This is a genomic window from Microbacterium keratanolyticum (assembly GCF_016907255.1).
Lineage (GTDB): Bacteria > Actinomycetota > Actinomycetes > Actinomycetales > Microbacteriaceae > Microbacterium > Microbacterium keratanolyticum.
In genome coordinates this window covers 2,183,138-2,201,464 of sequence record NZ_JAFBBQ010000001.1, presented here as the reverse complement: position 1 = coordinate 2,201,464, position 18,327 = coordinate 2,183,138, and the positions used below count along the sequence as shown (strand labels likewise).

Below are 18,327 nucleotides of genomic sequence, written 5' to 3'. Positions count from 1 at the left end.
GCCCCTCTCAGGCGAAGGTGTCGAGACCGGCACCGGGTGCGGCGCCGATCGGATTCATGGTCAGGGTGCTGCGGAGGGGGTCCGGAGTCTCGGTGAAGGCCTCCCCTGTGCGTCCACGCTCGGAGGGACGATCTTCGCCGCGGGCGCCGCTGTCGGCGCCGGGGGCGCCGGGCTGCCCTCCGCGGTCGTTCGCTCCGAGGTCGCTGGTCGCTGCGGAGCTCAGGCTGAGCTGCGCGGTGGGCATGACGGCGGCGAGATCGCGGCGCAGGTCGACGACGATCGTGCGGAGAGCCTCGCGGCCCGACTCGGTGCCGCCGAGCAGTTCCACGCGCACATCGCCGCCGGCACCGATGTGCGCACGGATCGTGACGGGCCCGAGAGTGTCGGGGCTGATGGTCATGGTGAGCTGATGGGTGCCCGCGGGACGCTGCACGATTCTCATGAGGGCGGGGGCGACCTGCGCGGCGACAGAGCGCGGAGGGACGCTGACCGTGTCGAGCTCCGGCGCCGCGGCCTGCGTGGCCAGCACGGGGACCGAGATCGGCGCCGCAACCGTGGTGACGGCACGGTGCGTCGCGACCGGCACGTCGGTGTCGGCAGCGGTCTCGGCCGCTGGGCGCGCGCCCGGAGCCTGCGCCGCTGCGGGGTCAGGCTCGGCACGCACGGTCGTCGCCGGATCGGTGCCCGTGCGCGCTGCCGACGCGGGTGCGGGGGCGGGGGCTTCTGCTTCGACGACACCACTCGCTGTACCCGGTACCGCAGCGGCCCGCGGGAGAGAGCTGGCGGAGGCCGGGACGACACCGCTCGCCGCCGGCGTCCCCACGACGCCGTCGACGTCGGCGTCTGTGTTCTCCTGCAGCGCCGTCGCTTCGAGGGCCATCGGCACCGCGTCGGAAGCCGGGGCTGTCGGCCGCTGCCACACGGGCGGCTGCTCACGCAGAAGGGCCGGGAGCGTCTGCGCGAGCGGCGCGGAATCGGTGGGCGCTGGCACCAACACCGACGCCGACACCGACAAGGGCGGATGCGTGCCCGCATCGGAACCTGACGGCGCCGACACCGCCTTGTCCGGAGCCTCGCCGTGCGACTCGGTCTCCGCGGGGACCGGTGCGGTCTCCGACTCGATCGCGTCGCGGAGCTGCGCCTCGGCCTGCTGCAGAGCCAGACCGAAGGCGCCGTCGCCCTCCGCCGCCGGTGTGGCGGCCGTCGTCCCCGCGGTCGAGGACTGCGGCGTGAGGAGCGTGAGCAGCGGAGCCATCGACGTCATGCGTCCTGCCCTCCACGGCGCACCGTCATGACGACGGCGATCTCGTCGAGCGCGCTCTGCTCACGGTCCCGATCCGCCTTGTCTGCTTCACTCTGATGCGCGGACTCCAGCCGCTCCAGCCCCTTGAGCTCGCGGCGTGCGGCGACGTGGGTCGTCTGGGCGTCCGCCTGCTCCGCTGCTGTCATCTCCGTGAGGGCTCGCAGATCCGCGAGCATGCTGGCACCGGCGGATCGCGCAGCGGCCATCGCAAGCAGCGTTGCGCCGTCTTGGATCTCGGTGTCGATGGCCGCCACCGATTCCTCTGCCGTCGACACCGCTGCCTCCGCCAGTCTGTGTCGTTCGCTCGCGAGCGACAGCTGCTCGGCCGCGATGCGCTCCTGAGTGCCGCGCACGCGCAGCAGTCCTGCCAGCGGGAATGCCATCAGATCAGTCCTCCGAAGTCGTGGGTGAGCGCGGCCAGACGACGCCACGAGTCCCCCGCGTCCGCCCGGTCGTCCATGGCCTGTGTCAAGAACCCGTCGATGCTGCCCGCATGGGTCAGGGCTGCGTCGACAAGGGGGTTCGCGCCCGGCCGGTAGGCGCCGATGTCGATGAGGTCGTTGGCGCTGCGCCTCGCGGCGAGCACGCTGCGCAACGTCACCGCGTCTTTGCGCTGCTGCGGCGTGGTGATCTTCGACACGACGCGCGACACCGAGCCCAGAACGTCCACCGCGGGGAAATGACCCCGCACCGCGAGGCCCCGATCCAGCACGACGTGCCCATCGAGAAGCCCGCGCGCCGCGTCCGCGATCGGCTCGTTGTGATCGTCTCCGTCGACGAGCACCGTGTAGAGGCCCGTGATGGATCCGACCTCGCCTGTGCCCGCGCGCTCCAGCAGCCGGGCTAGCACGGAGAAGGTCGATGGCGGATACCCGCGCGTCGCCGGAGGCTCACCGGCAGAGAGTCCGATCTCGCGCTGCGCCATCGCCACGCGGGTGAGCGAATCCATCATCAGCACCACGTTCTTGCCATCGGCACGGAACTGCTCCGCGATCCGCGTCGCGACGAACGCCGACCGGAGCCGAGCCATCGCCGGCTGGTCGGAGGTGGCCACGACAACGACCGCCCGCGCACGCCCCTCCGGGCCGAGGTCATCCTCGAGGAACTCACGGACCTCACGTCCGCGCTCCCCGACGAGCGCGATGACAGAGACGTCGGCGGTGGATCCGCGGGCGATCATCGACATCAGGGAGGACTTGCCGACGCCCGATCCGGCGAAAAGCCCCAGACGCTGTCCGGTGCCCACGGGAGTCATCGTGTCGAGCACACGCACGCCCAGGCCGAGCTGGGTCTGGATCCGCTGACGCTGCATGATGCTGGGCGTCTCGTTGTCCAACGGGACGTACAGCGCGGAGGGATCCACGGGCCCCTTGCCGTCGATCGGACGGCCGAGCCCGTCCAGGACGCGCCCGAGCAGCGCCGCCCCCGTCGGAACCTGAAGAGCGGCGCCCCCGTGACGCACACGCGCCCGTGCGGTGATTCCATCGACCGGGCCGAGTGGCATGCACCGTGCTGAGGCGCCGTCGACCGCGACGACCTCTGCATCAACCGGGCGCTGTCCGGATGACTCGATCTGCACGCGATCACCGACGGCAGCATCCAGCCCGAGCACTTCCACCCCGAGTCCGACGACGGCCTTCACTGTTCCGGAGCGCTCCGGTGCCGCCGCGTGCAGTACGCGCTCCCAGGTCGCTGTGCTCATCCCGATGCCCCCTCGGCATCATCGACGCCCGCACGCGCGCTGCGCGCCCGGGCCAGTGCCCGCGAGACCCGGGTGTCCACCGCGCCGTGCGGAACCTCGACGACCGCTCCGCCCGCGTCGACGTGCCCTGCGGCAACCGCCTCGATGCCGTCGAGCAGCTGCGACTCGTGCGCGGCGAGTTGGGAGAGGTCCCGCTCGTTCAGGCTGACGCGGATCCAACGATCGATCGGGACCTCGGCGACGGCGCGGCGCAGCGCATGCGCGGCCGATCGCGCAGGGTCCGACAGCTCCGCGTCGAGGATCATCTCGGCGAGTTCGACGGCGAGACGTTCGATCTCGTCCACGGCCATGGCCGTGAGCGCCTCTGTCTGACGGTGGAGCTCATCCGCCGCCGCGCGAAGCGTCTCGAGCCCGGAGGCGACGCTGCGGCGGGATGACTCCTCCTGCGCGCGCAGGCGCTCCTGATCGATCAGGTGCTGCGCGCGATGCTCTTCAAGAGCGATCCTGCGCCCCTCGGCGAAGCCAGCCGCATATCCTCGGACGCGTGCGCGCTCCGCTTCTCCGCGCGCGTCCGTGGGAGCCTCGCCGACGCGAGGGACCACCAACGGGGTGAAAGCGGGATCGGGCACGACACATCCTGTGAGGTAAGCGGCTCGCCGATCCTTGGCGCGATGTCGAGCAATCCATGCTCTCTTCCGACTATCGCGACATGGAGCGGGCGCGTAACCTCGCTGCTCTGCCGCGATCGTGGTTTCTATTCGATCAATTCGTCCTCGTCCTCGCGCGAGATGTGGATCTGCTCGGAGGCCTCGAGTTCGCGGATGATGCGCACGACTTCGGTGCGGGCCTCGTCGACCTGACGCATCCGCACAGGTCCGAGCGTGCGCGTCTCCTCTTCGAGGTTCTCCCGGTTCCGGACGGTCATGTTGCGCGCGATCACTTCGCTGATCTGTTCGTCGGCGCCCTTGAGCGCCATCGCGAGCATGCGCAGATCCATGCCTCGCAGCACGAGCTGTGCGTCGCGATCCTCGAGCCGGACGATGTCGGCGAACGTGACCATCCGACTGCGGATGTCTTCGGCGAGGAAGAGATCGCGCTCCTCCAGACCGGTCAGCAGCGCCTTCTCCAGAGCCGTGTCGGCGCGGTTGATGATCTCCACCAGCGGCTGAACACCGCCGATCGCCTCATGCATGTCGCGCATCGCGAAGACGCCGGTGCGCGAGCGCAGCGACTCGGCGACGATCGAGATGGCCTCCTGAGTGGCCGTACCCATCGTCGCGATCGCCTGGGCGACATCGGTGCGCAGCGGATCCTGCAGCTCGGCGAGAACCGCCGCCGCGCGATCCGCTCGGAGGTTCGCGAGCACCACGGCCACGGTCGTCGGCAGCTCGCCCTCGAGGACGGTCGCGAGCTGTCCCGGATCCGCCGCGTTGAGGAAGTCGAACGAGACGCTCCCCTGCGACATGACGCGTCCGACCATGCCGACCGCCTTCTCGCGGCCGAACGCGGTCTCCAGCAGCCCGGTCACGAGATCCTGTCCCCCTCGCGAGGGGACAGCCCCGCCTGCTGCGATCCGTCGGAACTCGCCCAGAGCGCGCGCCGTGGTCGCGACGTCCACACCGCCCAGCTGCGTCAGCTCCGCAGCGAGGGCTTCCGCTCGCTCCTCGCCCAGGTGCCGGAGCACCTCGACGCTCGCCGCCCGATCGAGGTTGAGGAGCACGATCGCTGCCTTGCGGAGCCCGGAGATCGCGGGGGCCGCGGCCTCTGCGGGACTCTGGGCCACAGGGGGCGTGGGCTCCGACTGCTCATCGAGGACCGCAGTGGCCGCGGTCGTGCCGCCGAGCAGGCTCATGCCCTGGCCTCATCCATCATGTTGGCCAGTGCGCTTGCGATCACCTGCGGGTCACTCTTGGCCATCTCATCGATCTCACGGCGCCGACGCTCCACGAGCACCTGATCCACCTCCGGCTCCTCTTCGATGTCCAGCCCGATCTGCGGCAGCACCTTCGGCGGGACGGATGCTTCCAGCGGCGGCTTGGACAGGCCCTTGAGCGCGCGCAGCTTCTCCTCCTCGGTCTCCGTCAACGTCGCCAGGTACTCGATCGGACCGGCATCGGTGTAGGCGACGCGGTGCTTCTTGCGGTGGCGCAGCACGAGGAACACGACGAGGACGATCGTGGCGAGCAGAATGGCGCCGCCGATGATCGCCGAGCGGAGCAGCTCCTGCTGCAGCTTCGCTGCCTGCTCTGCCTCCGCCGCGGCGAGCGCGGTCTGCGCCGCCTGCGCACCGGTCTGGCTGAACGACACGAACTCGACGGCGACGGTGTCGCCGCGTTCCGTGTCGATTCCCGCGGCTGTCGCGACAAGAGCCTCGATCTGCGCGGCGGTGACCCCGCTGACGGCTTCGCGGTTCAGGGCGATGCTGACGGTCTGACGGGTGACCTCGCCCGCGGGGGTGACGGTCTTCTCGGTGGTCTTGTTCACGGCGTTGTTGCGCGAGGTCTCTTCGAGCTCGTAGGAACCGGCCCCCTCCGCGCCGTTGGGGACGGCGATGTTGTCGGGTCCGAGCACGCCCGTGCCGGCTCCGGGCCCGCCCGTGTAGATCTCGCTCTTGATCTGCTCCGCCGCACTGAGGTCTCCCTCCGGCGCGGTGTAGGTCTCATCGAGGCGCTCGGATGTGGAGTTGGCGACGTTGGCCGAGACCGTGACGGTGGCGTTGCCCGGGCCGACGATGGTCTCGAGCATCTTGTTGACGGCGAGCGCGACCTTCGACTCATGCTCGGATGCCTGGGTCGAGGCGCTGCCCGTGAGTCCTGCGCCCACCGCGGAGAGGACGTTGCCGTTGTGGTCGGTGACAGCGACGTCCTCGGGACGCATGCCTGCCACAGATGCGCTGACGAGGTGGACGATCGCCTGCACCTGGTCGTTGTCGAGCGCGCGGCTCTGCGTCTTGACGAACACGGATGCGGTGGGGTGCTGCTTCTCGGAGACGAAAACGCTCTCCTCGGGGATCGCCAGTTGCACACTGGCGCTGCTGATGCCCTTCATGGCGCTGACCGTGCTCGCGAGCTCCCCCTCGATCGCACGCTTGTACGTCACCGACTGCTGGAACTCACTGGCCGTCACGCCCATCTCATCCAGCAGCGTGTAGCCCGCCCGGTTGTCTCCCGGAAGACCGGATGCCGCGGCCGCGAGGCGCTGCGTGTAGACCTGCGCGTCCGGGACGAGGATCGTGGCTCCGCCGTCGGTGAGTTCGTACGCGACACCGGCGGACTTGAGCTGCTCCACCACCGCCGAGGCATCCGCTGCGCTCAGCCCGGTGAACAGCGGACTCATCTGCGGTTTCGCGAGCCAGGACCCGAGCGCGATGGCACCCATGACCAGCAGCGCGACGCCGATCAGGGCGATCGTCCGCTGGGCGAGCGAGAAGCCGGAGACGATCTGCTTCGTGCGCTCGAAGGAGCTGGTGAGCATCTTGGGCATGGCTTAGGCCTGCATCCGCATGATGTCGTTGAACGCCGCGACTCCCCGGTCGCGCACGGCGACGACCAGGTCGAGCGTCACCGACGCCCGCGCCGAGGCGATCATCGCCTGATGGATGTCCTGCAGGTCACCGGTGACCGCATTCACGGCGAGTTCGTTCGACGTCGACTGGAGCTGCTGAAGGTTCTCCATCGCCCCGGTGAGCGACGACGCGAACGCGCCTGCGGTGGCCGGATCGGCACTCCCGGCGCCCCCGGCGACCTCGGCGGTCTCGAAGCTCAGCGCGCCGAGTCCGCTGACCCCGGAGACACCGTCGACCGACAGGCTCATCCGTTGCGTCCGATCTGCAGGGCCGCCTCGTAGGTGGTCTTGGCGCGATCGACCACGGCGGCGTTGGCCTCGTAGCCACGCTGCGCAAGGATGAGCATGCTCATCTGATCACCCAGATCGACGTTCGGGTACTGCACGTATCCCTGTTCGTTGGCGTAGGGGTGCTCAGGGTCGTAGACGAGCTTGGCTGCGGCTTCGGACTCGACGACACCGGTGACGAAGACACCCGGGCCCTGGGTCCCCGCCTGCACGGTCACGAGCTTCTCCCGGAAGGCCTCTGCGCCGGCGGGGGTCGCCGTGTTCACGTTCGCGATGTTGTCGCTGAGGGCGTCGAGCCACTTGCGGTGCACGTTCAGTCCTGTGCCGGCGATGCCGATGGCGTCGAAGGTCATGCGGAGGCCTGACCGATCGCCTTGGTGATGGAGGCCGCCTGCCCGCTCAGCGCCTGACTGGCGAACTGGAACCGCAGCACGGTGTCGATGTTCGAGAGGGTCTCGGTGTCGAGGTTGACGTTGTTGCCATTGAGGCGCGTCGGCTCGAGGGAGCGCTCGACGGTGGGCTGTGCCACACCGGAACCGCTCTCGACGGCGCGGCGCAGGGCGTCTTCGAACAGCACTCGCTGGGCCTGATAGCCGGGGGTGTTGATGTTCGCGATGTTGTCGGCGATCGCGCGCTGACGCAGGGCGAGGCCGTCGAGCGCGCCGGACAGGGCGTTCGCAGTTACGGAATCGAGCACAGGGAACTCCGGATGTGGGGAGACAGGCCGATCCGTGGCCGGGAGTCGAGCGATCCGTGCTCACTGGGAACTATCGCGACAAGGCGCGACGGGCGTAACCGATCGGTCAGCCTTCGACGTCGAGGTACACGGGGGCGTCCGTGCTCGGCGTCGCCACACGTCGGAGCGCAGCGAGCTCCCGTGCGACCTTCGCCCGCGACGTGATGACGCTGTTGATCATCAGCTGCTGACGAGCGAAGATGTCCTCCGCGCGCTCACGCACCTCCTCGGGCATCGGCCCCGGCGGCTCATCGAAGCTCTGCGGCTCCAGCGTCTCGTCGGCGGCGTCGAGCGCCCGCTCGAACTGATCGAGCAGCTTCAGCCACGCGGCCAGGTTGTCGGACACCGCGGTCACGCCTGTGCGGATGCTGCGGCTACCGGTACCCGCTCCAGTGTGGCGGCGGCCTCGTGCCACGCGTCCCGCAGCGGGGCGATGAGCGCCCGGCACTCCGCGGCCACCTCGCTGTTGCGCGTCACGTTCGCCAGGATCAGACGACCGCTCACGAAGACGTACAGCGAGCGGAGCCCCTCGGAGCCGTCCCAGGCATCCGTCAGAGACGAGGTGAGCTCGGCGACGATCTGCTGGGCGTGCGTCAGGTGGGTGGACGCTGCGGACCATTCCTGCGCCTGGAGTGCGGCGTGCCCCCGGTCGATGTCGACGAGCAGCCGGTCGTAGAGCATCGTGAGCAGACGCTCGGGCGAGGCCGAGCTGACCTGCAGTTCCAGGTACTGCTGCTTTGCACGTTCCAGCGAAGCGTTCATCGGGTGATCTCCGTGTCGTTCGGGCGAGAGGCAAATGCCGGAGGCGTCGATCAGTTCTTCGGCGTGAGGCCGGCGAGCTGCGAGCTGAGCCAGGACGACTGGGACTGCAGCGACGACAGCTGCACCTCGAGCTGCGAGTAGGTGCGCTCGAGCGCGTTGCGACGCTGCTCCAGGCGGATGTCCCAGCGCTCGACCTGCTTCTTCAGGTCGCGCACCTCGGTCTCCTGGCCGGTGATGCGGGTGGTGAGAAGGCCGTCGTACTTGTCGGAGTACTGCTTCGCGACATCCTCGACGCGCCCCGCGATCTGTGAGAACACGGCCTGGGTCTTGTCCGGGTCCTCCGCCATCGCGGCGGCGAACTTCTCCGCATCGAACTGCATCACTCCGGACTTGTCGAAGGAGATGCCGATCGTCGACGGGGAGGTTCCGTCGACCGGCGCCTGCACTGCGGATGCCAGTGCGCCACGCAGCGCACGCACGGTGCTGTCGCCCGTGAAGACACCCAGCGTGGTCTTCTGCCCTGTCTCGCCGACAGTGGCCTTGGAGCCCTTGTCGATGCCCGCGAGGATCTTCGAGATGATCGCGGTGAACTCCTGGGCCACCGCGGTCTGTGCCTTCGGATCCGGAGTGACGGTGATCGTGACCGGGGTCGCACTGACCTCGGAGACGGTGACGTCGATGCCGTCCGCGACGGTGAAGGTGTTGCTCGCCCCGGTGAGGATCTGCTCGGCAGATGTCCCCGCGAACAGGCGAATCTGTGCGTCAGCGCCCTGGCGAAGCAGCGCGCTGCCGGCGGCGGCGGTCACGTCGGTGGAGGTTCCCGCCGTGACGTCGGCGGGCGCACCGCTGTGCAGGGTGAAAGCGCCGGCCGCTCCCGTCTCGGTCGCGGTGAGCTGCAGTCGGGAGAGCGGCGCGCCGGAGGCGTCCACACCCGCGGGGACGACGGTCGCCGACACACCGGCACCGGCGGCGTTGATCGCCTTCGCCAGATCCTGCGGTCGCGCGCCGGCGGGCGTGATCTCCTTCATCGTGCCGTCGGCTGCGACGAGCGTGAACGTTCCACCCCACGCGTCCGTTCCCGCGGCGGCAGTGACGACGGAGTGCGCCGTGGCCACGGCGTCGACGACGATGCTGGTCGAGAAGGCGGTGGCCGTCGATCCCGCGGTGACGGTGACGGACTCTGCGGACGAGCGCGGCGTGAACGCGGCCAGCGAGTCGGCACCTCTGGCCGTCTTGGCCTTGTCCATCAGACTCTGCAGCGACGTGTTCAAGGACTGAAGGTTGCTGATCACCGCGTTGCGATCCGTGATCTTGTTGCTCAGCAGCGTCTGCGGGATCGCACTCACCTTCATGAGGGAGTCGATCAGCTCTGCCGTGTTCAAGCCGGATACCAGGCCGTCGATCTTCATGCTCGGGTGCCTCTCTGCGGTGCGTCGGTTCGGTCCTACGGGAAGACGCCCGGGCGGGGTGCAAGACCTCGCCCGGGCGTCCTGTGCGCCTCAGGCGCGGGGGCTCAACGGAGCAGCTGAAGCACGCCCTGGCCCGACTGGTTGGCCTGAGCAAGCATGGCGGTACCGGCCTGCTGCAGGATGTTCGATGCGGTGTAGCGCACCATCTCAGCGGCCATGTCGGTGTCCGCGATGCGGCTCTTCGCGGCAGCGAGGTTCTCTGCCGAGACCTGCAGCGAGTTGATGGTCGACTCGAAGCGGTTCTGCGCTGCACCGTAACCGGCGCGAGCGGTCGAGATCGCCGCGATCTGCGTGTCGATCGTGCCGATCGCTGCGAGGCGCGATGCGGCGTCGGTCTCGACGTCGATGGCGGACGCCGCGGTCGCGATGGTCGTGACGTTGGTCAGCGCCACGGCGATCTGGTCCTGTGCGGCGTTGTTGCCCGCACCCACCTGGAACGTGAGCGATGCGTTCGAACCGTCAAGCAGCTTGATGCCGTTGAAGTTCGTCGACGCAGCGACACGGGTGAGCTCGAGGCCCAGCGCGTCGATCTCGGTCTGGATGGCCGTGCGCGATGCCGCGTTGTTCGAGTCGCTACCCGCCTGGACGGACAGGTCGCGCATGCGCTGCAGGAGCGAGTGCACCTCGGTGAGGGCACCTTCCGCGGTCTGGATGACCGAGATGCCGTCCTGCGCGTTGCGGGCTGCAACGTTCAGGCCGTTGACCTGCGAACGCAGACCCTCGGAGATGGCGAGGCCGGCAGCATCGTCCGCAGCGCGGTTGATGCGCAGACCGCTCGAGAGCTTCTCCAGCGACTTCGACACGTCGTTCTGGTTGGCGGAGAGGTTGCGGTACGCGTTGAGTGCACCGACGTTGGTTGCGATCTGGTTTCCCATGAGAATCCTCCGTGGTTATGGGGTTGTCTGCGGGCCCATCCGTGGGCCTGCATATCCGACATTCGCGACCCGACACCGTGCGCGTAACCAGATTCCGGAACTTTTTCCCGTCGCTCGAAGACCAGACCCTGCGTGGGTCGATCGCGAATGCGCGCTGCCTCCCTCGCCCGCCGCGGTCAGTACGTCGCCAGCAGCTCCTGCGGTGCGCTCCCCGCGGAGGTCATGGTCTCTCGCATCAGGGCGAGCGCCGTGCGCCGCAGCTTGGACACGTACGCATGACTGACGCCCATCTCCTCCGCGAGATCCTTGACCATGCGGTCTTCCAGGTAGATCCCGCGGATGATGCGCTGACTCGTCTCGGGAAGGGACGCGATGGCGCTCAGGAGCATGGTGCGATTCTCCGAGCGCTCGGCCGCGTGCTCGGGGAGGATGACACTGTCGGTGAGACTCGCACTGTGGTGGCCCTCCCCCGCTTCGACGTACTCGTCGAGGCTGATGGCGCTGGACACCATGTCGTCGAGCCGTCGGATGCGGCTGACCTCGTCGACTGTCATCCTCGCCTCCGCCGCGAGCTCCGCGATCGTCGGCGCGCGCCCGGTGAGCTGGGCGAAGGTCTCCGCGGCGTCGTTGACCTGCCTGATCTTCGTGCGGCTGTACTCGCCCGCCGGGTCTGCCGCGCGAAGCTCATCGAGCATCGACCAGTTGATGGGTCCGCGAGCGAAGGACCCGAACGGAACACCCCGGCTGGGGTCGAAGGTCATCGCGGCCTTCGCAAGCCCGAGTCGCGCAGCCGACAGCAGGTCATCGAGCGAGAGGAGGTCGGTCGTGCGCGCTTTCTCCACCGCCAGGTAGACGGCGAGGGGCATGTTCTCTCGCGCCAGCTGCTCCGGATTCGGCGCGGGTGGCGCATCCTCATCGTGGTCAGCGGAGGGGGATGAAGTTCTCGACAATGTCACTCCGCTGCTAAGACTGCTCGTTTACGAGGAAACGTAGCATGTTTCATTCGAAACCCGGTATCACGGCCTTCGACACGCAGCACCAGCGTTTTCGGGCCTGACGAGCTTGCCAGACAGGCTCACGCACCGGGGCTGGAAACGCCGAAAGGCGCGAACCGAAGTTCGCGCCTTTCGTGAGGATCACTCCCACTCGATGGTTCCCGGGGGCTTCGACGTGACGTCGAGAACCACGCGGTTCACATCGCGCACCTCGTTCGTGATGCGGTTGGAGATCTTCGACAGGACGTCGTAGGGCAGGCGCGACCAGTCGGCCGTCATCGCGTCTTCCGACGAGACCGGACGCAGCACGATCGGGTGACCGTAGGTACGGCCGTCACCCTGCACGCCCACCGAACGGACGTCTGCGAGAAGCACGACGGGGCACTGCCAGATCTCCTGATCGAGACCCGCCTTCGTGAGCTCCTCGCGCGCGATCGCGTCGGCCTCACGAAGAAGGTCGAGGCGGTCGCGGGTGACCTCGCCGATGATGCGGATGCCGAGGCCGGGGCCCGGGAACGGCTGGCGCCCGACGATCGCCTCGGGGATGCCGAGCTCGCGGCCGATCGCGCGGACCTCGTCCTTGAACAGGGTGCGCAGCGGCTCGATGAGCTCGAAGTCGAGATCGTCGGGGAGTCCACCCACGTTGTGGTGCGACTTGATGTTCGCGGTGCCCGCGCCGCCGCCGGACTCGACGACGTCGGGGTACAGGGTGCCCTGCACGAGGAACTTGATCGGCGCGCCGCCCGAGGCCTTCGCCTCTTCGACGAGGTCGCGCTGGACCTGCTCGAACGCGCGGATGAACTCGCGGCCGATGATCTTGCGCTTCGTCTCGGGGTCGGTGACGCCGGCGAGGTGACCGAGGAAGGTCTCCTCGGCTTCCACCGTGATCAGGCGCACACCGGTGGACTCGACGTAGTCCTTCTGCACCTGCTCGCGCTCACCCTTGCGCAGAAGCCCGTGATCGACGAAGACGGCCGTGAGCTGGTCGCCGATCGCCTTGTGCACGAGCGCCGTGGAGACCGCCGAGTCGACACCGCCGGACAGGGCGGAGATGACACGTGCGTCACCGACCTGCGCACGGATGCGCTCGACCTGCTCGGCGATGACATTGTCGCTGTTCCAGTCGGCGGCGAGACCTGCGCCCTTGTGCAGGAAGTTCTCGATGACCTGCTGGCCGTGGTCGGAGTGCTTGACCTCGGGGTGCCACTGCACGCCGTAGAAGCGACGCTCCTCGTCGGCGAAGGCCGCCACGGGGGTCGCGCCGGTCGATGCCAGCACCGCGAAGCCCTCGGGGGCGCGCGAGACCTGGTCGCCGTGGCTCATCCAGACGTTCTGCTCTGCGGGCTGCCCGCTCAGCAGCGAACCGCCCTCGCCGGCGAGAGTCGCGTCGGTTGCTCCGTACTCGCGCAGACCGGTGTTGGCGACCTCGCCGCCGAGGGTCTGCGCCATGACCTGGAATCCGTAGCAGATGCCGAGCGTCGGAACACCGAGCTCGAAGACCGCCGGGTCGAGCTGCGGAGCGCCCTCTTCGTACACGGACGACGGTCCGCCCGAGAGGATGAGTGCCACCGGGTTCTTGGCGGCGATCTCTTCGGCCGTCGCCGTGTGCGGCACGATCTCGCTGTAGACGCCGGCCTCACGCACGCGGCGAGCGATGAGCTGCGCGTACTGTGCGCCGAAGTCGACGACGAGCGCCGGGCGCTGTGCGGTCGAGTTCGCGTTGGTGTGATCGGTCACCGGGCACCTTCCGTAGCGGGGGTTGCAGAGTCAGAAGCGGATGCCTCGGCGGATTCGCGCTCGGCAAGATAGGCCTGCACGTCGCGCACCACGATGGCCTCCATGAAGAAGGAGAGCAGCGGCACGACGCCACCGAGGGCGAGCAGGAGGAAGCGCAGGAACGGCCAGCGCATGAGGCTCCACACGCGGAAGCAGGCGAAGAGATACACGACGTAGAACCAGCCGTGCGCGATCAGGATCAGCAGCGAGAGGTTGATTCCGTCGCCGGTCGATTCGAGCCCGTCAGGGCCTTCGACGGCCTCGGCGAACCAGAGGAAGCCTCCGCTGCCGCCGAGGAAGAGTTCGAGGTGCAGCGGCGTGTACTTGAGCACCATCTCGGCGACCAGCAGAAGCAGCATGACGCCGGTGATGATCGAGGCGATCTTGTAGAACTTCAGCGCGCCGCGGATCGCCGGAAAACTGGCGACTTTGGGTTCGGGCATGTATTTCAGTCTAGCCGCCATGCGCGGGCGCTCCTGTTGCCCTTCTCAGGCGGGACGGAGGCCGTCGGGATCGCGTCCCGACGGCCTCCGCGCTCAGGCGTGCGCGCCTCAGAACCAGCCGGAGATCAGATCCCACAGCCAGTCGATGAGGTCGCGGATCGCGGATGCCCCTCCTGCGCGATTCACGGTGACGGTGGCCGTCGCCTCGTCGCCGTCGGCCTGCGACACCGCGACGGTGTACTTGCCGGGCTGCGCCTTCTTGGGCACGGTCACCGCGGTCTGGAAGGTGCCATCCGCCTGGACCGTGACTTCGCCGACGGTGAGCGCTGCGCCCTTCTTGGGCCGCAGCTGCACCGTCACCGTCTCGCCCGGAGCATAGCCCTCGCCGGTGATCGTGAGCGTCTTGCCCGCAGCCACCTTCGTCGAGCCGAGCGCGATGATTCCGGAGAACTCGGCCTCACCGGCGATCTCGAACGGCACCTGCGCGCTCGTCCCGGTCTCAGCGACGGCCACGGTGAGCTGTTGCGCACCGAACACGCCCGCAGGGACCGTGAAGCTCAGCGACGCCCGACCGCTCTCGTCGGTCGTGTCCACGATCGACGCATCGATGGGCCCGGATACCAGCTCCGCGCCATCCAGCGACAGCGAGACGCTCGTCGGCGCCGGCTCGCCGGCACTGAAGCCCAGCGAGGAGAGCGCGACAGTCACGACATCGCCCGCGCTGTAGCCGTCCGCGTCGGGTGGGCTCAGCGTCACTCCCACCGCCCGCTGGGCGAGGTCGGGAGTCGCGGTGCCGTTCGCGTCGAACCAGTCCACCATCGACGCGAGATCCACCTTGCCCGTGTCGACCTTGTTCTGCCCCTCCGCGAAGGTGAAGAAGTTGTCTCCACCGGCCGCGAGGAACGAGTTCGCCGCGACCGTGTAGCTCGCTGTCGCGTCCAGGGGCGTCCCGTTCAAGGTGATCGAGGTGATCCGCGACCCGGCAGCCGCGCTCGGGTCGTACGTGTACACCAGGCCCTCGGACACACCGAGCTTGAGGAACGGCCGACTCGCGCCCGCGGGCTGCCACTGCTCCTCGAGCACCTGCTTCACCTGCGCGCCCGTGAGCTGCAGCGTCATCAGAGTGTTGGCGAAAGGCTGCACGGTCGCGGCCTCACGGAAGGTGACGTTGCCGTCCGGATCCCCCGCCGCGCTGGATGCGTAGGTGAGGTTGGCGCGGATTCCGCCCGGGTTCATGAGCGCGAGGTCCGCGCCCGTGGACCACTTCTGAACGTCGGCGACGAAGTTGCCGATCGTCGACTCGCCGCCCCGGTTCTCCGTCTTGCCGTCGCTCTGTCGCGCGCGGTTGAAGTCGGCGGTGATCTGCCCCACCGAGACGGCGCCGAGAACGTCGGCCTCAGCTTTCGCCTTGTCGACGATCGCCTGCACCTCGGGAACCGCCGGGTACAGCGGCACCCGGTTCTCGGTGAGCGGCTTGATCTCGTTGACGATCGAGAGCAGTTCCTTGGTGTTCGGATCGACCTGCAGGTTCATCAGCCCCACGTTCTCGCCGTACTGCCCCGCCGAGACGACCGGGCGGCCGTCGATGACGTGGTTGTACGCCAGGTGCGTGTGCGCGGAGACGATCGCATCGACATCGGCATCGACTCCGTAGACGATCTCGCCGAGCGGAGAGGTCGGCGTGATGCTGGCGACGTCGACGCTCGCGGCGCCCTCGTGCACGAGCAGGATCACGACATCCGCTTCGCCGTTGGCGGGGTCGCCGTCACGCAGGTCATCGGCGGTCGCGTTGACAGAGTCGACGATGCTGCGCACCTCGAGATCCGCGATGCCCTCCTTCGAGACGAGGGAGTCGAGGTCCTCAGTCACCGCTCCGACGAAGCCGACCTTGACTCCGTCGAGCTCGGTCACCCACGAGGGCGCCAGCGCGGTCTCACCGGTCTCGGTGAGGAACACGTTGGCCGAGATGTACTCCCAGTCGGCGCGATCCTGCACGCGGTCGCGCAGATCTGCCCAGCCCTGGTCGAACTCGTGGTTGCCGGCGGCGCTCACGTCGAGGCCGGCGGCGTTGAGTGCGTCGATCGTCGGATTGTCATCCTGGATGAAGGAGGTGAAGGTGGATGCGCCGATGAGATCACCGGCCGCGGCGAACACGGTGTTCGGATTGGCCGCACGGAACTGCTGGACGGCACCCGCGAGCACCGCAGCGCCAGCAGCGGCACCGTCTGCTTCGATCCGACCGTGGAAGTCGTTGATCGTCACGATGTCGATGCTGACCGGAGGGGCGGCGGCGCTCACGCCGACGATGATCGGGTCGTGGTCGCTGGAGCGGAAGGGCGTCCCGCTCTCCGCCGCGCCGAACGCGTAACCGCGGTCACTCCACTCCGGAGAGTTGATCGTCCACACCCCCGTGCCCGTGATCGACGACGTCAGCGACGGCGAGGCGATCACGTGATCGAGCGAGCCGAGTTCACCGTCGAACGTGTAGGTGTACTGCCCGTCGGTCGTGTCTGCGACGAGGTCGCTCCACCCGGCATCCGTGAAGACGTCGATCGGATCTTCCTCGCTGTACGCATTGAAGTCTCCGACGAGCAGGATGTCCTCGGACCCGCTGACGGTGGCGAGTTCCTCCGTGAACGCGAGGACGGACTGCGCCTGGGCGACACGGTCGGCGTTGAAGAAACCCTGGCCGTCGGCCGGCTCTGCGCCGGCGCCGGACGGCGGTGACTTGGACTTGAAGTGGTTCGCGACGACCGTGATGACGCGTCCGCCGATGTCGAAGGCCTGGGCGATCGGCTCGCGGGCGTTGCCCCAGACGGTCTCATCCGTGACGGTCGCACTGTCACCCTGCGGGGTCACGGTGTCCTTCTTGTAGATGATCGCGTTCGTGATCGCATCGGTCGTCGTCGCATCCTGCAGCGCCGCGGGCGTCGGGACGTAGGCCCAGACATCGGAGCCGGCATCCGCATTCAGCCCGGCGACGAGGTCAGCGAGCGCGTCATCGACCGTGCCACCGAGGATGATCGAGTTCTCGATCTCCATGAGCCCGACGATCTCGGCGTCGAGGCCATTGATCGCGGTGACGATCTTCGACTTCTGAATCGCGAACTGCTCGGCGTCCGCGGCGCCGCGGGCGTCCGGATTGTCGCTCTTGAGCGTCGTGAAGTAGTTGAAGACGTTGAACGCCGCGACCTGCACGTCACCGCCGACGGCGGGCGCAGTCTCCGGGCGTGTGTTGCGTGCCGAGAATCCGGCCTTCTGCGCGGCCGGGGTGGCATCGTCGATCGGAACCACCGGCTGGAGCCGCCAATCATCGAAGCCCCACTGCAGGACGTAGCCGTTGCTTCCGAAGTCCACGAGGTCGCCATTGCGCACGACCGCGTCGGTCGTGAAGTAGGGCTGCTCGCCGGGGTGGTTGCGGTTGGAGATCTGCAGCGACCACGCATCGTCGAGCAGGATGCGGGAAGCGCGGTTGGCGGCGGTGATCGCCGCCGCCTCGTCGCCCGGCTGCACCTGCTCGGTGCTCTTGACGTTGAGCTCGCCGGCATTCAGCCAGAGCGTGCCGAAGTTGTAGAGCTGGTGGCTGGATGCGAGCAGGTAGTCCCCGGTCGGCGCGACGAACATGTTCTCGTACGCTTCCCGGTCGGCACCCTGCACCGTCGTGGGCAGAGGTGTGACAGCGGGGACTCCCACACCGGCGGTGAGAACGGAGACGCCCTCGACAGCGGCGGGGCTGATCTGGGTCTGCCCGAAGTACTCGCTCACGGAGCCGGTGACCGAGACGAGGTCGCCGATCGCGAGAGTCGGCGCGAGCGCGCCGAGGAACACGAAGATGCCGTCGGATGCTCCCGGCGTCGCGTCCGCGTCGCCGCCCGATCCTGCCGTCTGGATGACGATTCCGCGGTACCCGCCCGTGCGGTGATCGGCGGTCACGATGCCCTCGACCGTGACGCTCTGGCCGACAAGCGGCGAGACGTCGGTCGTGCCCTGCACCTCGGCGATCGAGTGCGTCGCCGGCGCGACCAGGGGTGCGGCCTCGACGGGCGCATCGGGCGTGTCCGTCTCCGCAGGCGGCACTTCAGTTGCTGGCGGGGTCGGCTCCGTCGCATCCGGATTCTCTTCCGGCGCGGCGGACTCGTCCGGGGCCGGGGACTCCGTCGCGGCGGGAGCGGGTGTCTCCGGCGCCGGGGTGGTCGTCTGCTGGTCCGCGGGTGACGGTGTCTCGGCAGCGATGGCTGGTGATGCGGCGAACGCTCCTGCGGCAAGGGCGATCGTGGTGGCGAAGGCGAGGGCGCCGTGACGCCCCTTCCGCCAGGACGGAGACAGTGCGCGGTGCGCACCGTCATCTGGGACAGACATCATCGACAGTCTCCTCGGTCTGGTTGACGCTTCCGTCGGGCCCTTGTGAAGCCCG

The 18,327-nt window shown here is 68.5% G+C and carries 17 protein-coding genes; all 17 read right to left on the bottom strand.

Features of this window, described 5'->3' with window-relative positions:
• Positions 1-7: 7 nt before the first annotated feature.
• Positions 8-1,264 carry a hypothetical protein gene (locus tag JOD62_RS10580; protein WP_204939255.1) on the bottom strand — a complete coding sequence of 419 codons (1,257 nt, stop codon included), beginning with the start codon at positions 1,262-1,264 and terminating at the stop codon, positions 8-10.
• On the bottom strand, positions 1,261-1,686 hold the full coding sequence (locus JOD62_RS10575) for a flagellar export protein FliJ (RefSeq protein WP_204939254.1): 426 nt from the start codon (positions 1,684-1,686) through the stop codon (positions 1,261-1,263). The genes JOD62_RS10580 and JOD62_RS10575 overlap by 4 nt, the downstream gene beginning before the upstream one ends.
• Positions 1,686-3,005 (bottom strand): FliI/YscN family ATPase, encoded by a 1,320-nt coding sequence (locus JOD62_RS10570; protein ID WP_204939253.1) that lies wholly within the window; start codon positions 3,003-3,005, stop codon positions 1,686-1,688. Before JOD62_RS10570 ends, JOD62_RS10575 begins: the two co-directional genes overlap by 1 nt.
• Positions 3,002-3,634, bottom strand: a complete 633-nt coding sequence (locus tag JOD62_RS15025; RefSeq protein WP_204939252.1) for a FliH/SctL family protein — start codon at positions 3,632-3,634, stop codon at positions 3,002-3,004. The genes JOD62_RS10570 and JOD62_RS15025 overlap by 4 nt, the downstream gene beginning before the upstream one ends.
• A gap of 125 nt (positions 3,635-3,759) precedes the next feature.
• Complete coding sequence (gene fliG, locus JOD62_RS10560; RefSeq protein WP_239526640.1) at positions 3,760-4,857, bottom strand: flagellar motor switch protein FliG; 1,098 nt, start codon at positions 4,855-4,857, stop codon at positions 3,760-3,762.
• Positions 4,854-6,488, bottom strand: coding sequence for a flagellar basal-body MS-ring/collar protein FliF (gene fliF, locus JOD62_RS10555; protein WP_204939251.1), 1,635 nt, complete (start codon positions 6,486-6,488; stop codon positions 4,854-4,856). Before fliF ends, fliG begins: the two co-directional genes overlap by 4 nt.
• A 3-nt stretch (positions 6,489-6,491) precedes the next feature.
• The gene (gene fliE, locus JOD62_RS10550; RefSeq protein ID WP_204939250.1) at positions 6,492-6,818 is read right to left on the bottom strand and encodes a flagellar hook-basal body complex protein FliE; all 327 of its coding nucleotides are present in this window, start codon (positions 6,816-6,818) and stop codon (positions 6,492-6,494) included.
• Complete coding sequence (locus JOD62_RS10545; RefSeq protein WP_204939249.1) at positions 6,815-7,210, bottom strand: flagellar basal body rod protein FlgC; 396 nt, start codon at positions 7,208-7,210, stop codon at positions 6,815-6,817. Before JOD62_RS10545 ends, fliE begins: the two co-directional genes overlap by 4 nt.
• Positions 7,207-7,554 carry a flagellar basal body rod protein FlgB gene (locus JOD62_RS10540; protein ID WP_204939248.1) on the bottom strand — a complete coding sequence of 116 codons (348 nt, stop codon included), beginning with the start codon at positions 7,552-7,554 and terminating at the stop codon, positions 7,207-7,209. Before JOD62_RS10540 ends, JOD62_RS10545 begins: the two co-directional genes overlap by 4 nt.
• A 106-nt stretch (positions 7,555-7,660) precedes the next feature.
• Positions 7,661-7,948 (bottom strand): hypothetical protein, encoded by a 288-nt coding sequence (locus JOD62_RS10535; protein ID WP_204939247.1) that lies wholly within the window; start codon positions 7,946-7,948, stop codon positions 7,661-7,663.
• Positions 7,945-8,355 (bottom strand): flagellar export chaperone FliS, encoded by a 411-nt coding sequence (gene fliS / locus JOD62_RS10530; RefSeq protein ID WP_204939246.1) that lies wholly within the window; start codon positions 8,353-8,355, stop codon positions 7,945-7,947. Before fliS ends, JOD62_RS10535 begins: the two co-directional genes overlap by 4 nt.
• Positions 8,356-8,405: 50 nt before the next feature.
• Positions 8,406-9,764, bottom strand: a complete 1,359-nt coding sequence (gene fliD / locus JOD62_RS10525) for a flagellar filament capping protein FliD (RefSeq protein WP_204939245.1) — start codon at positions 9,762-9,764, stop codon at positions 8,406-8,408.
• 104 nt (positions 9,765-9,868) lie between these two features.
• Complete coding sequence (locus tag JOD62_RS10520; RefSeq protein WP_204939244.1) at positions 9,869-10,699, bottom strand: flagellin N-terminal helical domain-containing protein; 831 nt, start codon at positions 10,697-10,699, stop codon at positions 9,869-9,871.
• A gap of 176 nt (positions 10,700-10,875) precedes the next feature.
• Positions 10,876-11,649 (bottom strand): sigma-70 family RNA polymerase sigma factor, encoded by a 774-nt coding sequence (locus JOD62_RS10515; RefSeq protein WP_204939243.1) that lies wholly within the window; start codon positions 11,647-11,649, stop codon positions 10,876-10,878.
• A gap of 186 nt (positions 11,650-11,835) precedes the next feature.
• Positions 11,836-13,431, bottom strand: a complete 1,596-nt coding sequence (gene guaA / locus JOD62_RS10510; RefSeq protein WP_204939242.1) for a glutamine-hydrolyzing GMP synthase — start codon at positions 13,429-13,431, stop codon at positions 11,836-11,838.
• The gene (locus JOD62_RS10505) at positions 13,428-13,913 is read right to left on the bottom strand and encodes a DUF3817 domain-containing protein (protein ID WP_204939241.1); all 486 of its coding nucleotides are present in this window, start codon (positions 13,911-13,913) and stop codon (positions 13,428-13,430) included. Before JOD62_RS10505 ends, guaA begins: the two co-directional genes overlap by 4 nt.
• Positions 13,914-14,021: 108 nt before the next feature.
• Entirely contained in the window at positions 14,022-18,272 is a 4,251-nt protein-coding gene (locus tag JOD62_RS10500) for an ExeM/NucH family extracellular endonuclease (protein ID WP_239526639.1), read from the bottom strand.
• Positions 18,273-18,327 lie beyond the last annotated feature (55 nt).

Excerpts from the sequence above, each read along its gene's own strand:
- fliE (WP_204939250.1), bottom strand. The coding sequence starts at position 6,818 with ATGAGCCTGTCGGTCGACGGTGTCTCCGGGGTCAGCGGACTCGGCGCG.
- JOD62_RS10570 (WP_204939253.1), bottom strand. The coding sequence starts at position 3,005 with ATGAGCACAGCGACCTGGGAGCGCGTACTGCACGCGGCGGCACCGGAG.
- JOD62_RS10580 (WP_204939255.1), bottom strand. The coding sequence starts at position 1,264 with ATGACGTCGATGGCTCCGCTGCTCACGCTCCTCACGCCGCAGTCCTCG.
- JOD62_RS10520 (WP_204939244.1), bottom strand. The coding sequence starts at position 10,699 with ATGGGAAACCAGATCGCAACCAACGTCGGTGCACTCAACGCGTACCGC.
- JOD62_RS10575 (WP_204939254.1), bottom strand. The coding sequence starts at position 1,686 with ATGGCATTCCCGCTGGCAGGACTGCTGCGCGTGCGCGGCACTCAGGAG.
- fliD (WP_204939245.1), bottom strand. The coding sequence starts at position 9,764 with ATGAAGATCGACGGCCTGGTATCCGGCTTGAACACGGCAGAGCTGATC.
- fliG (WP_239526640.1), bottom strand. The coding sequence starts at position 4,857 with ATGAGCCTGCTCGGCGGCACGACCGCGGCCACTGCGGTCCTCGATGAG.
- JOD62_RS10545 (WP_204939249.1), bottom strand. The coding sequence starts at position 7,210 with ATGACCTTCGACGCCATCGGCATCGCCGGCACAGGACTGAACGTGCAC.
- fliS (WP_204939246.1), bottom strand. The coding sequence starts at position 8,355 with ATGAACGCTTCGCTGGAACGTGCAAAGCAGCAGTACCTGGAACTGCAG.
- JOD62_RS10505 (WP_204939241.1), bottom strand. The coding sequence starts at position 13,913 with ATGCCCGAACCCAAAGTCGCCAGTTTTCCGGCGATCCGCGGCGCGCTG.
- JOD62_RS10500 (WP_239526639.1), bottom strand. The coding sequence starts at position 18,272 with ATGTCTGTCCCAGATGACGGTGCGCACCGCGCACTGTCTCCGTCCTGG.
- fliF (WP_204939251.1), bottom strand. The coding sequence starts at position 6,488 with ATGCCCAAGATGCTCACCAGCTCCTTCGAGCGCACGAAGCAGATCGTC.